General features: G+C 45.7%; 11 protein-coding genes. 2 read left to right on the forward strand and 9 right to left on the reverse strand.

Features of this window, described 5'->3' with window-relative positions; all coding sequences use genetic code 11:
* Positions 1-37: 37 nt before the first annotated feature.
* Positions 38-973 (reverse strand): formate dehydrogenase accessory protein FdhE, encoded by a 936-nt coding sequence (fdhE, locus tag H0913_RS18555; protein WP_154603198.1) that lies wholly within the window; start codon positions 971-973, stop codon positions 38-40.
* Positions 974-1,286: 313 nt separating this feature from the next.
* On the opposite strand from fdhE, the gene H0913_RS18560 reads away from it, so the two are divergent.
* The gene (locus tag H0913_RS18560; protein ID WP_154603199.1) at positions 1,287-1,940 is read left to right on the forward strand and encodes a YoaK family protein; all 654 of its coding nucleotides are present in this window, start codon (positions 1,287-1,289) and stop codon (positions 1,938-1,940) included.
* Between the two features lie 70 nt (positions 1,941-2,010).
* Here H0913_RS18560 and fdoI read toward each other — a convergent pair whose 3' ends face one another.
* Genes fdoI through fdnG form a run of 3 tightly spaced genes read right to left on the reverse strand, consistent with a single transcriptional unit; the run spans position 2,011 to position 6,667 of the window.
* A complete protein-coding gene (gene fdoI, locus H0913_RS18565) occupies positions 2,011-2,667 on the reverse strand; it encodes a formate dehydrogenase cytochrome b556 subunit (protein WP_036950687.1) in 657 nt (218 codons plus the stop codon).
* A complete protein-coding gene (fdxH, locus tag H0913_RS18570) occupies positions 2,664-3,608 on the reverse strand; it encodes a formate dehydrogenase subunit beta (RefSeq protein WP_036950684.1) in 945 nt (314 codons plus the stop codon). Before fdxH ends, fdoI begins: the two co-directional genes overlap by 4 nt.
* An 11-nt stretch (positions 3,609-3,619) precedes the next feature.
* Positions 3,620-6,667: a formate dehydrogenase-N subunit alpha gene (gene fdnG / locus H0913_RS18575; protein WP_181477749.1), complete on the reverse strand. Its 3,048-nt coding sequence runs from the start codon at positions 6,665-6,667 to the stop codon at positions 3,620-3,622.
* A gap of 175 nt (positions 6,668-6,842) precedes the next feature.
* On the opposite strand from fdnG, the gene fdhD reads away from it, so the two are divergent.
* Positions 6,843-7,673 carry a formate dehydrogenase accessory sulfurtransferase FdhD gene (gene fdhD / locus H0913_RS18580; RefSeq protein WP_181477750.1) on the forward strand — a complete coding sequence of 277 codons (831 nt, stop codon included), beginning with the start codon at positions 6,843-6,845 and terminating at the stop codon, positions 7,671-7,673.
* A 103-nt stretch (positions 7,674-7,776) separates the two neighbouring features.
* On the opposite strand, the gene mnmE is transcribed toward fdhD, so the two are convergent.
* The 5 genes from mnmE to rpmH all read right to left on the reverse strand — a co-directional run bounded on the left by mnmE (position 7,777) and on the right by rpmH (position 11,662).
* Positions 7,777-9,141 (reverse strand): tRNA uridine-5-carboxymethylaminomethyl(34) synthesis GTPase MnmE, encoded by a 1,365-nt coding sequence (mnmE, locus tag H0913_RS18585; protein ID WP_181477751.1) that lies wholly within the window; start codon positions 9,139-9,141, stop codon positions 7,777-7,779.
* Between the two features lie 111 nt (positions 9,142-9,252).
* A complete protein-coding gene (gene yidC, locus H0913_RS18590) occupies positions 9,253-10,914 on the reverse strand; it encodes a membrane protein insertase YidC (protein WP_154603203.1) in 1,662 nt (553 codons plus the stop codon).
* A 2-nt stretch (positions 10,915-10,916) separates the two neighbouring features.
* On the reverse strand, positions 10,917-11,177 hold the full coding sequence (gene yidD, locus H0913_RS18595; protein ID WP_006660611.1) for a membrane protein insertion efficiency factor YidD: 261 nt from the start codon (positions 11,175-11,177) through the stop codon (positions 10,917-10,919).
* The gene (gene rnpA, locus H0913_RS18600; RefSeq protein WP_006660612.1) at positions 11,141-11,500 is read right to left on the reverse strand and encodes a ribonuclease P protein component; all 360 of its coding nucleotides are present in this window, start codon (positions 11,498-11,500) and stop codon (positions 11,141-11,143) included. The genes yidD and rnpA overlap by 37 nt, the downstream gene beginning before the upstream one ends.
* 18 nt (positions 11,501-11,518) lie before the next feature.
* Entirely contained in the window at positions 11,519-11,662 is a 144-nt protein-coding gene (gene rpmH, locus H0913_RS18605) for a 50S ribosomal protein L34 (RefSeq protein WP_004906236.1), read from the reverse strand.
* Between the last annotated feature and the right edge of the window lie 401 nt (positions 11,663-12,063).

Genomic DNA, 12,063 nt, shown 5'->3' on the forward strand with positions numbered 1-12,063 from the left:
AGTCACTCTTCTCTTTTCTTACTGTGCAGCTAACAGATTATTTTTCGCCCGGGAATAAGAATGGGTTAATGCTGCTACGAGCAAAACCTTCTTCTTCCATACGCGCATCTAAAATGATCGAAGCTAAATCATCCGCTACCGCTTCCACTTTGGCTTCTTTCTCTTGGTATAACACTTTCAGATAGCTACCGCAGTCACCACAGCTTTCCGCTTTCACTGCCGCATTTTCATCATCCAGTGACCAGTAGTTAAGATCGCGAGTTTGTTCGCAGTTACTGCATTTCACACGAACCATGTGCCACTCTGTTTCACACAGTGTGCAGTGTAAATAGCGTAAACCTTGGCTAGTCCCAATTTGTACAATGCTGGAGACTGGCATGCTGTTGCACACTGGGCAGTAATGACGATGATCGCCGTGCTCTGCGCGAGCTTTACCTGGGATATTGGCCGCCATTTGTGCCCAATAGACAGACAATGCCGCCCAAATGAACATGGATTTATCCGCAGGGACTTTTTCAAACTGTTCGTTTAACAGCGCAGTTGCCATCTCTTCGAGTTCAGCTTCTGATGCTTTTTCTAAGTTTTCGAGGGCAGTACGAACAGAATCTGGCACGATCGGCATCAATTCGGCGATGATTGAACGTAATAATTTGTGCCAGTGACCAGTGCGTGGGAATGTTTTTGCATCTAATGGTGCGGTATTCGTTGCCATTGAACGTGCTAAAACCGCTTCCATATCCATCTCTAATGGATTGTCATGCTGCGCATTATTTTGCGCCGTTGCCACTTCCGCAGCGAAGTTCAGATAATCTGCAAAAGGATGTTCACCAACGCCTAACTCTTTTAATCTTTCTGCACGACGTTGATAAAGGCTTTTTAAATTCGGGAATAAAACAGGCGGAATAAAACCGATGCCTTTCTCTTTTAATCTCTCTTGACCTAATTCTTCTTTCGGGACGATACGAATACCCATTGCTCTCTCTCTTTTATATTTTTTATAACAACTTACCCCGAGAAATTGCCTATTCGCATTTCCCCGCAAGCCTCTAAGAAAATATTCGATTAACCAGCAAGTCTTGCCGTTGTACCCGTCAGGATAAAACAAAAGTCACTGATAGGCTACTCTAGCCCTCCGAATATTCACCGTTGTTAACCCTAGTTTGTCTGTGGAAATAACAAATTGGTATTAAGGCATTTTTATTTGATATAAATACTGTTATTCCCATGATGTTAATCCAATTGGCACCTATAATGGTGTGCTCTCTATCCGCATAAAGGGCAATAATATGTCGTCATTATTTCACTTCGAAGCGAAGTCTCACACACCCTTCTTTTTATTGCTTGCCTTTATTGGCGGATTTGTCGATGCCTGCTCATTTGTCATCTTTGAGGTGTTTACTGGCCATCTGACAGGAAATAGCATTTTAAGTATGATTTACCTCGCCAAAATGAATATTGGCATGTTGCTACTCTCCGCAATTTCCATATTAGGATTTTTTGCAGGAACATTTTTAGGTTCTTGGATTCGGCTCAAGCATAGCGCAATTGTGTTATATCGCTTTGTTCTAGGTCTGGTATTTTTAATATTTAGTGGTGTTTTCACTATTTATTTTTTCATCCAGCCTTTGTATTCACCTGATTTAGCCATTTTGCTGATCAGCTTATCAATGGGCATTCAAAATGGTTATTTTAATAAGGCGGGAACAGTTGGGATCCACTCCACCTATGTCACCGGCATGACTACATCCTGCATTAATGCCTTTTTGAAAAATGTGCCTGGGGACAGTAGCAAAAAAGTTTTACTCTTAGCGGTACTCTCTTTTATTACGGGGGGATTAGCTGGCGGGATTTTATCGGTGAATTACCAGTATGTCGGGTTTTCTGCTGTATTAGTTCTCTTGGGATGTGCGCTAATTTACAGCTTCACAATCCGTGATTGATTAACTTAGCCTTCGCCATAAAAAAACCCACAACTAATGTTGTGGGCTTGATTCATCGAGATAAAAAACCTTAGTTTTTCTCTTGCTGCTCTTGTTGCTGTTTCTCTTTAGCAACTAGCTCGCGGTACCAGCGTGGGTGATGCTTTCTCGCCCAACCACGTGTTACCCAACCTTCAACCATCGCACGCACAGATCCTTTGACCCAAATTGCCGCATACGCATGCACAACAATCATCAGGATCAAGCCAATGGCTGACAGCGAGTGAATCAGAATCGCTGCGCGGTACACTGGAATTGGGAAGTAGTCCGCGAAGAATGGACGCCACATAATCACGCCAGTGACAACCAATGCCAGTAAGCAGATAGTGACTACCCAATACACCCCTTTCTGACCGAGGTTATATTGGCCCACGTCGCCAGCTTCTTCGTTTTTCAGTACCTTACCGATATTTTTCCCCCATTTGATATCTTCTTTATTAATGAAGTTATGGTGGAAATAACGGAAGAACATAAAGACGAACAGCAAGAACATCGCCGTACCCACGAATGGATGCAAAATTCGAGACAGTTGTGGCGTGCCTAAAATGTTCATAAACCAGTTCAGCGATGGGAAGAAAAAGCCCAGTCCGCTGATAGCCGTGAACAAGAAGCAAATTACAACCGCCCAGTGATTGATCCTTTCAATCGGTTTGTGGCGAATAATTTTGTCGTTATCATCTGGCATCATTTCTGATCCTCCCCTTCTTTTGATTTCGAAGTGTCAGACGACATTGCGTTATGCAAATCTTCTAGAGCCTCTTCTTCATCTTTCTTGGAGACGCGGTTTGGACCAATTCCCACATAGTGGAAAATTGCCGCCGCAAATGTTGCCGCAAAACCAACCGCAGCAATCGGCTTCCAGATACCTTTCCAGAAGGTAACTGTTGGGCTGATGGTCGGATTTTCTGGTAATCCGTGATACAACTGCGGCTTATCCGCATGGTGCAATACGTACATAACGTGCGTACCGCCCACACCTTGTGGATCGTATAAACCTGCGTTTGCATAACCACGAGTTTTCAGCTCTTCAACACGTTCGCCAGCCATGCCAATCATGTCTTCTTTGCTACCAAAATGGATAGCGCCAGTTGGACATGTTTTCACACAAGCAGGCTCTTGTCCGACTTCAACACGGTCGACACACAGCGTACATTTGTATGCGCGGTTGTCTTCTTTGTTGATGCGTGGCACGTTGAACGGGCAACCCGCGATACAGTAACCACAGCCGATACAGTGTTCAGATTGGAAATCCACGATACCGTTTTTGTACTGGACGATTGCGCCTTCTGACGGACATGCCTTCAGGCAACCCGGATCAGCACAGTGCATACAGCCATCTTTACGGATCAGCCATTCAAATTTATCGTTCTCTTCCACTTCAGAGAAGCGCATGACTGTCCATGACTTAGCGGTTAAATCCGTTGGGTTGTCATACACCCCAACGTTTGTTCCGATTTTGTCACGGATATCGTTCCATTCGGAACACGCAACCTGACACGCTTTACAGCCGATACAGGTTGTGACGTCAATCAGCTTTGCAACTTCTTCCTTATAGTCCCGCACCTGAGGTGCGGGCGTCAGGGAATTGGTGGCAGAGCGACGAATAATGTCCTGAGATTGCATTGACATAATTTATCTCCTTACACCTTTTCCACGTTGACAAGGAATGATTTAAATTCCGGCGTCTGAGTATTCGCATCACCCACATATGGCGTTAATGTGTTGGTGATAAAGCCCTTCACTGCAACACCTTCAAAGCCCCAGTGAATTGGAATACCGATGGTATCGATGTCTTTTCCATCCACTTGCAGGGTTTTAATGCGTTTAGTGACCACGGCTTTCGCTTTGATGTAACCACGTTTAGAACTGACTTTAACCGTATCGCCTTGCTCGATGCCTTTTTCTTTCGCTAAACGTTCACCAATTTCAATGAACTGTTGAGGTTGGATAATGGCATTTAACAGCGCGTGCTTCGTCCAATAGTGGAAGTGCTCAGTTAAGCGGTAAGTGGTACCCACGTATGGGAACTCAGTCGCTTTACCCATTTGCGCCCAGTCGTCTTTAAACACACGAGCTGCAGGGTTTGACACCACATTTGGATGCAGCGGGTTAGTATCCAGCGGCGTTTCGATTGGTTCGTAATGCTCTGGGAATGGACCTTCTGCCATCTTATCCAGTGCAAATAAACGACCCATACCTTCAGGCTGCATAATAAATGGACCGACACCGCTTCCCGGCGCTGCTGTGCTGTAGTCTGGAATATCCATACCTACCCACTTGCTACCATTCCACTCAAGGATTTGGCGCTTCGGATCCCATGGTTTACCCATTGGATCAGCAGATGCACGGTTATAAATCACACGACGGTTCAGTGGCCATGCCCATGCCCAACCTAATGTGTTACCCAGACCAGTTGGGTCGGAGTTATCACGGTTAGCCATTTGGTTACCTTTCGGCGTCCAGCTACCAGAGAAGATCCAGCAACCACTAGCCGTCGTACCGTCATCACGTAATTGCGCAAACGAGCTAAGCAGTTCGCCTTTTTTCACAATCACGTTACCGTCGGCATCTTTCAGGTCTTCTAATGCGTAACCGTTACTTTCTTGAGCCACTTCTTCCGGCGTTGGATTATCGCGGTCGAGGTAATCCCAAGTCATGCTCAGAACCTGTTCAGGTGCTGCGCCGCCTTCGGCTTCATACATTTGACGCAGGCGATGGTAGATACCCGACAGGATTTCACCATCACTGATAGCTTCACCCGGGGCGTCCGCACCTTTCCAGTGCCACTGTAACCAACGTGCTGAGTTAACAATTGAACCGTTTTCTTCAGCGAAACAGCAAGATGGCAGACGGAACACGGTGGTTTGAATCTCTTCCGGTTTCACATCGTTCATTTCGCCGTGGTTTTGCCAGAAGTTTGCAGTTTCTGTGTTCAGCGGGTCGATAGTAATTAAGAATTTCAGCTTAGAAAGCGATTTCGAGACTTTATTCTTGTTCGGGAATGAGGCTAATGGGTTAAAGCCTTGGCAGATATAGCCGTTAACTTCGCCCTTATCCATCATTTCGAAATAACGTAGAACGTCGTAGCCCTGATCCCACTTAGGTAACAGGTCGAAGCCCCAGTTATTCTCTTTCTGCGCTTTATCACCATAGAAAGTTTTCATTAAGCTGACGAAGAATTTAGGGTAGTTACCCCAATAGTTCACCTGACCAGCAACGGTCGCTTTTGGTGTATTCGCCGCTAAATAGCTTTCTAAAGTTGTTTGTTTTTCTGATGGTAATGTCAGGTAACCCGGTAAGCTCTGAGATAACAGACCTAAGTCAGTCAGACCTTGGATGTTGGAGTGTCCACGCAGTGCGTTCACACCACCACCTAACATACCCATGTTACCAAGCAGTAACTGGATCATCGCCATGGTACGAATGTTCTGCGCACCAACGGTGTGTTGAGTCCAACCCAGCGCATATAAGAAGGACGCTGTTTTGTCTTTCGCGCTAGTTTCTGCAATGTATTCGCAGACTTGTAAGAAGTCTTTGATTGGCGTACCACAGATGTTGTTAACCACTTCTGGGGTATAACGGCTCACGTGCTCTTTCAATAAGTTCAGAACACAACGTGGGTTTTTCAGAGTCGGATCGCGCAGCGCTAAGCCGTTCTCATCCATCTCGTAGTTCCACGTGGTCTTGTCGTATTGACGTTTTTCTGCATCGTAACCGGTGAACAGACCGTCATCAAAACCAAAGTCTTCACGGATAACTAAGCTAGCGTTGGTGTACGCCTCAACGTATTCACGTTGAATTTTTTCGTTATCCAGCAAGTATTTGATAACACCTGACAGGAAGGCAATATCGGTACCTGAACGGATAGGCGTGTAAAAATCCGCCACAGCCGCAGTACGGGTAAAGCGTGGATCGATAACGATTAATTTTGCTTTATTGTGGATTTTCGCTTCCATCGCCCAGCGGAAACCGACTGGATGCGCTTCTGCCGCATTACCGCCCATAACGACGATCAGGTTTGCGTTTTTAATGTCAACCCAGTGGTTGGTCATCGCACCGCGACCAAATGTTGGAGCAAGACTTGCTACCGTTGGTCCGTGTCAGACACGCGCTTGGTTATCCACGGCAAGCATGCCGAGGGCGCGACTAAATTTTTGGGTTACAAAACCTGTTTCGTTACTTGCCGCTGATGCACACAGCATACCGGTGGTTAACCAACGGTTGACCGTTACACCATCTTTATTCTGTTTAATGAAGTTTGCATCACGGTCTTCTTTCATTAACTTGGCGATGCGGTCAAACGCGTCGTTCCAAGTGATGCGTTTCCATTCGTTAGTGCCTGGTTCGCGAACTTCTGGATACTTGAGTCGACTCTCACTGTGGATAAAGTCGATTAATCCTGCACCTTTAGGACAAAGTGCACCACGGTTTACCGGATGATCCGGGTCCCCTTCGATATGAAAAATGCTTTCTTTCGCATTCTTCGCGCCATCACCTAGGCTGTACATTAACAGCCCACAGCCGACAGAACAGTAGGTACAGGTATTTCGAGTCTCTTTTGCACGCAGTAATTTATACTGGCGTGTAGAGGCTAATGCAGTTGCTGGAGCAAAACCCAGCGCTGCTGCCGTTGTACCTGCCATACCGCCAGCGCAGATCTTAAAGAACTGCCTTCTGCTGACTTGCATGGGGGATCTCCTCATATACATTGCTCATGTTTACCTAACTTCGTCACAAAATTTGAGGTAAACTGTTCTTATTCAACGTCTTCCTTACGTATTCAGGTTCATTGCCTGATAAATGGTGTAAATTCTTTTTACCCATATCGAATATTATGTATCATTAGTGATAGGAATTCATCTAATGTATGAAACAAATACTACAAATAACCCCAAATTATCTAAAATGATCGGCGCTCAATCCACAATCGTGCAACAAAAAAATAACCTTGGTTCACTGGTTAATGATTTCGTTGCAGAGGAAATCCCTATCGCTCTCGTTTATAACGGGATATCTCATGTGGTAATGATGGCGACACCCAAAGATCTGGATGATTTTGCTGTCGGTTTTTCATTATCAGAAGGGATCATACAATCCCGTGATGAAATTCGCGGAATTGATATTGTGCAAGGTTGTCACCGAGGCATTGAAGTTCATATCGAGTTATCAAGCCGCCGTTTTATGGCGCTCAAAGAGCGTCGTCGTAATCTGACTGGGCGAACTGGTTGCGGTATTTGTGGTACAGAACAGCTCGATGAGATATTTAAGCCTATCACTCCGCTGCCATTCACTCAAACATTCTCATTATCTTATCTCGATAACGCCCTACAAGAATTGAAGACAGTTCAAGAAATTGGCGCATTAACGGGTTGCACTCATGCGGCTGCGTGGATCTCTCCTGAAGGTCACTTAGTGGGCGGATGCGAAGATGTGGGTCGCCATGTGGCGTTAGATAAATTGCTCGGAATGAAAAGCCGTTCAGACTGGCAGCAAGGGGCGATTTTAGTCTCCAGCCGCGCAAGTTATGAGATGGTACAAAAAGCCGCAAGCTGCGGTGCGGAAATTCTGTTTGCGGTTTCAGCCGCGACGTCATTGGCAATTGAAGTCGCCGAAAAAGCCAATTTAACGCTGGTCGGTTTCTGCCGCCAAGGTAAAGCCACCGTGTTTACCCATCCGAGCCGGGTGATTGACTAGCCTATATCTACTCACCGCTTAAATGAATTCACTAGCAATTTCTGTGGACTCAAACCATTTTCCCGATGTCAGGAAAATGGTTTTTGTTTTTTATTTCACTTAATTACTTACCAATACAGAAACTCGAGAAAATACGCCCTAACAAATCATCGGAGGTAAATTCACCGGTGATTTCGCTCAGTTCTTGCTGAGCTAAGCGTAGCTCTTCAGCCAATAGCTCACCAGAGCGAGCATTCACTAACTGGTCATAGCCTTGTGCAAGGTGGGTTGCGGCATTGTTCAGTGCTTGTAAGTGGCGACGACGGGCAAGGAAACCGCCTTCTGTATTGCTATTAAAGCCCATGGTCTCTTTGAGGTGATCGCGCAGCAAATCGATGCCTTTTTCTTCACGGGCAGATAAACGGATCAGTGGGTAACGGGCATCAGCAACAAATTCTACAGATTCCCCTGTTTTATCTGCTTTATTACGAATAACCGTGACTGGCAATGTTTCTGGCAAGCGAGCCATAAATTCAGGCCAAATCTCTTGTGGCTCAGTGGCATCCGTCGTGGTGCTGTCTACCATAAATAGAACACGGTCGGCTTGCTCGATCTCTTTCCATGCGCGTTCGATACCGATGCGCTCTACCTCATCGCTGGCTTCACGTAAACCGGCGGTATCAATAATGTGCAGCGGCATACCATCGATATGAATATGTTCGCGCAACACATCACGAGTGGTACCTGCAATATCCGTCACAATCGCGGCTTCACGACCTGCTAACGCATTGAGTAAACTCGATTTGCCTGCATTTGGGCGACCTGCAATCACCACTTTCATACCTTCGCGCAGCAAACTCCCTTGACGAGCCTGTGAGCGTACGTCTTCTAAGTCTGCGACCACTTCGTTTAATTTGGCTTCAATTTTACCGTCAGACAGGAAATCAATTTCTTCATCTGGAAAATCAATCGCCGCTTCCACATAGATGCGTAAGTGGGTGAGTGCTTCCACCAATTGATGAATATGGGAGGAAAAAGCACCCTGCAAAGAGTTCATTGCGGAACGCGCCGCTTGCTCTGAACTCGCATCAATCAGGTCGGCAATCGCTTCAGCTTGCGCTAAATCGAGTTTGTCATTTAAAAATGCACGCTCAGAAAACTCCCCCGGATTGGCAATACGGATATTGGCAATGGTCAGAATTCTTCTGAGTAATAAATCGAGGATAACTGGGCCACCGTGTCCTTGTAGTTCAAGAACATCTTCCCCAGTAAAAGAGTTAGGGCCAGGGAAATAGAGAGCAATCCCTTGGTCAAGGACAGAACCATCTGCATCACGAAATGGCAGATAATCGGCATAGCGCGGCTTCGGTAACTTTCCGAGTACTGTTTCAGCAACAAGGGCTGCTTGCGGGCCGGATACACGTAAAATTCCAACCCCACCACGACCGGGAGCGGTTGCCTGTGCGACGATAGTATCGTTGATTTGCATGATGTTTCTCTGTCTATGACTAAAAAAATTGAGGCGACCCTAAATGGATCGCCTCAATGTTACTATAGAATCTGGCTTTGTGAAGCCCTCTAAACTCGATTGGAATTTAGATTATTTCTTCGCTTTCTTATCACGGCTATGTAAGCCACGTTTTTCCAGACCACGGTAAATAACCTGCTGCTGGATAATGGTGACTAAGTTGCTCACGATATAGTACAGAACCAGACCTGATGGGAACCACAGGAAGAACACGGTAAACACGACTGGCATGTAAGTCATGATCTTCTGCTGCATTGGGTCAGTCACGGTCGTTGGTGACATCTTCTGGATAACAAACATCGTCACACCCATCAGCACTGGCAGGATGTAGTACGGGTCTTGTGCAGACAAGTCTTGGATCCAACCAAAGAACGGTGCGTGACGCAGTTCAACAGAACCCATCAACATGTAGTACAACGCAAGGAAGATTGGCATTTGAATCAGCAGCGGTAAACAACCACCCAGTGGGTTTACTTTTTCTGATTTGTACAGCGCCATCATTTCTTGGCTCATACGTTGTTTATCGTCACCAATACGCTCACGCATTGCAGCCAGTTTAGGTTGCAGTAAACGCATTTTCGCCATTGAGGTGTACTGCGCTTTGGTCAACGGGTACATGATACCACGGACGATAAAGGTGATAACGATGATGGCAATACCCCAGTTACCAACGAAACCGTGAATGAATTTCAACAGTTTGAACAGTGGCTGAGAGATAAACCATAACCAACCGTAATCTACGGTTAAGTCTAAATGAGGAGCAACTTCCGCCATTTCTGACTGAATTTCAGGACCAATCCACAGTGTAGAAGAGTAGGTCGCAGCACCATTTGATGCGATGGTCAGAGGTTCACTCTTATAACCAACGATGGCTGATTTCTTATCGAGATCAATGGTGTAGAAAGTGCTTTGCTCAGAAGAAGCTGGGATCCACGCAGTTGCAAAGTATTGTTGCAGCATCGCGACCCAACCACCTTTGGTTGTCAGGCTTAAGTTTTTATCTTCGATGTCACTGAAACTATATTTTTTATAGTTATTTTCATCAGAAGAGTAAGCCGCACCACGGTAGGTGTGCAGAGCAAAGTTGCTGCTGCCAGTGTCACGTTGTTCTGGTAAAGCGATGGTTTGCTTTAATTGCCCGAAGAACGCAAGCGTTAAAGGCTGTGCAGTTGGGTTTTGAATGTTGTATTCAACATCAACAGTGTATTTGCCACGCTTCAGAATGTACGTTTTCTGATAAACCACACCGTTATTATCGGTGAAGGACATCGGAATGCGTAATTCGTCTTGACCATCTTTTAACTCAAAGCTTGCTGCTTCTGATGTATAAAGAGGGCGTTGACCATTGTTATTCGCTGGGTTGTCTGGACCATGAGGACCGATCAGACCACTTTGTGCCTGATAAACAAAACCTGGTGTGGTTTCCAATAAACGGAATGGGTTTGGTGAATTCAGGGTTGCTGGATAGGCTAACAGGTCAGCCTCATCGATATCACCACCACGAGTATTGATACGAATATCAAGTACGTCGGTTTTAACGGCAATAAGCTTACCTTGTTCACTACCTGTGACCGCTTGACCATCATTGCTTGCACTGCTCGGCATGTCCGTCTTTTGCTGAGAAACTTGAACAGCCTTGGTTTCCTGAGCAACTTTATCGCTCTCCCAAGCCTGCCAAACTAAGAACGACACGAACAACAAAGCGATGAGTAGAAGATTGCGTTGGGAATCCATCGTTATAATTCTCTATTATCATCAGTTTTTCTAGGTGGGACAGGATCATCTCCACCAGCGTGTAAAGGGTGGCATTTTAATACGCGTTTGGCAGTTAACCAACTACCTTTTAGCATACCAAACCTGCGCAATGCCTCAATTCCGTAATTAGAGCATGTGGGATTGAAACGACAACGAGGTCCTAACAACGGACTAATAGCCAGTTGGTAACCTCTGATCAGCATGATCAGGACTTTTGAGCCAAGCGACGGTGACGACGCCATAACTTATCCAATGATTCCGTAATCTGTTGATTGTCGAGATCGGCTACCCCTCTGCGAACCAGAACCACAAAGTCCATTGAAGGCAACTCATGTTGATGCAAACGAAAATATTCACGGGCTAATCGTTTAATACGATTACGCTCATGGGCTCGTTTAACATTTTTTTTGGCGATGGTAAGACCGATGCGGGGATGCCCCAGCTCGTTAAGGCGACCAAGGATTGTTATCTCTGGGGAACTCGCCCTCTGCGGCTGCTTGAAGACATTGTCGAAATGCCTGGGAGTTAACAAACGTAACTCCCGGGTAAAAGCGAGCGTAACCACTATAGAGGGCTAGCTTTATTACTTAGATGAAACGGTCAGACGAGCGCGGCCTTTAGCACGACGGCGAGCCAGAACCTGACGACCATTTTTAGTGGCCATACGAGCACGGAAACCGTGTGAACGGTTGCGCTTCAGTACGGACGGTTGAAAAGTGCGTTTCATAACGATTTCTACCTAACTTTAAAATTTATTACTGATTCAGTAAACGCGTTGGCAACCAGTGGAAACTGATTTACACCTGTGCCTCTATCGCAACAATATAGAAAGAGGCAGGATTGTAATAAAACATAGGGGGTCACGTCAATAAAATGACGTAATCAAACCACTTTTTATTTAAACCTGGCTGACCGGTTTGCCGATATGTGCCGTGACAAGCTACGTATGGAACTCATTTATGCTGCCTTTTAGGCAAGTCTAACAGTTTAACTTTCAATCAACTCAAGCGTTTATTGACGTTACCCATAAAACCATGCTGCCTAAATTCATCATAAAAAGTGACATTCGCAGTGTACACAGGGAGGAAGATTATACGGACTCCTCCCTAAAGCGCAAGGATCTTAGCG

Source organism: Providencia rettgeri, from assembly GCF_013702265.1.
In the GTDB taxonomy this organism is placed as follows: domain Bacteria; phylum Pseudomonadota; class Gammaproteobacteria; order Enterobacterales; family Enterobacteriaceae; genus Providencia; species Providencia zhijiangensis.